Genomic DNA, 1,705 nt, shown 5'->3' with positions numbered 1-1,705 from the left:
GCCGTGGCTGCGCCCACGCGGCCAGCGCTGGTGGCGCAAGACAGCTTGAGCGCGGCCGACACCGGCTGGATGATGACCTCCACGGCCTTGGTGCTGCTGATGACGCTGCCAGGCGTCGCGCTCTTCTATGCCGGCATGGTCCGCCGAAAGAACGTGCTCAACACCCTGGCCAGCGTGGTGGCCATTGCGGCGCTGGTCAGCCTGCTGTGGTTCGCCGCGGGGTATTCGCTCGCGTTCACGCCGGGCAGCGCGTGGCTGGGGGGGCTCGACCGCATGGGGTTCTCGGGTCTGGATCTCGAGCTGGCGGAGGGCCGGCTGGCCGTGAGCCACGTCGCCCCGCGCATTCCCGAATCGGTGTATGCCATGTTCCAGCTCACTTTCGCCGTCATCACGGCCGCATTGCTGGTGGGCGCGCTGGTCGAGCGCATGCGGTTTTCCGCGATGCTGATTTTCGTGGGCCTGTGGAGCGTGCTGGTCTATGCGCCCGTGGCCCATTGGGTGTGGGAGCCCGGCGGCTGGCTCGCCCGGATGGGTGCGCTGGATTTTGCCGGAGGGTCGGTGGTGCACGTGAACGCCGGGGTGGCGGGGCTGGTGTGCGCATGGTTCCTGGGCCGCCGCACCGGATACGGGCGTGAACCCTTCGAACCCTACAACCTGGGCTTCACCATGGTCGGCGCCGGAATGCTGTGGGTGGGCTGGTTTGGCTTCAATGCCGGCTCTGCCGTGGCGGCGGACGGCAGGGCGGGGCTGGCCATGGCGGTGACGCACGTGGCCGCTGCGGCCGGGGCCATGGCGTGGATGGTGGGGGAGTGGACGGTGCGCGGGCGTCCGTCGCTGCTGGGTCTGTGCTCGGGCCTGGTGGCGGGCCTCGTGGCCATCACGCCCGCTGCCGGGTTTGTCACGCTGCGTTCGGCGCTGGTGATTGGCCTGGTGGCGGGGCTGGCCTGTTACTGGGGCGCCACCGGACTCAAGCGCCTGCTGGGTGTGGACGACTCGCTGGATGTGTTCGGCGTGCACGGCATCGGTGGCATCGTGGGGTCGCTGCTCACGGGCGTGCTGGCCAGCAAGGCCGTCGGTGGCGTCGCGGGCAGTCTGCTGACCCAGGCCATTGGCGTGGGCGCCGTGATGGCATACAGCCTGGTGGTGACGGCGGCACTGCTGTGGACTATCAACTTTGCCATGGGCCTGCGGGTGGACGAGCAAAGCGAGCAGACCGGGCTTGATCTTGCCCAGCAACGCGAACGCCTGGGCGGGTGAACAAGCACCATGCCGCAAGGAGCCACCTGCGGGCTGCCGCACGTGAGGGCGGCGCACGCGAACGGCCCCGAGCCTGGCGGGCGCCGACATAGGCCCGCTGTCGCGCCCCATGCACAGGCTCCATGCGTTGCGCCCGTGGTGCGAATGCCCGGCTCTGCACGCACCGCCGCGACGAATTCACATCGAACTGCCGTAAGGAATTGACCATGTCCGATCCCGACAAGCTTGCCATTGCAGCCCATCTGCATGTGCTGCTGCGGCGCAAGACGGGGCGTGTGACCGACACCGAATGGATGGCGGTCAACGCCGAATATGCGCAAGAGATCGTGCGCTTCGCGCGCCAGCGCGCCCAGGAAGACCAGACCCCCGAACTGGCCGAGTGGGCCGATCGCCTTGACCATGCCCTTGCGCGCCGCGCCTGCCACGGCGCAGCGCAGGCCCTGGCTGG

At 69.1% G+C, this 1,705-nt stretch carries 2 protein-coding genes; both read left to right on the top strand.

What is annotated here, in order from left to right:
• Positions 1-1,257, top strand: a 1,257-nt coding sequence (locus tag ACDELDRAFT_RS22210; RefSeq protein ID WP_005800993.1) for an ammonium transporter, incomplete at its 5' end; no start/stop codon positions are given.
• Positions 1,258-1,463: 206 nt separating this feature from the next.
• The coding region (locus tag ACDELDRAFT_RS22205; RefSeq protein ID WP_005800991.1) for a hypothetical protein at positions 1,464-1,705 on the top strand (242 nt) is incomplete at its 3' end.

It is taken from the genome of Acidovorax delafieldii 2AN, assembly GCF_000175235.1.
Classification (GTDB): Bacteria; Pseudomonadota; Gammaproteobacteria; order Burkholderiales; family Burkholderiaceae_C; genus Acidovorax; species Acidovorax delafieldii_B.
The sequence above is the reverse complement of the archived record's forward strand: the minus strand, read 5'-3'. Positions and strand labels throughout refer to the sequence as shown.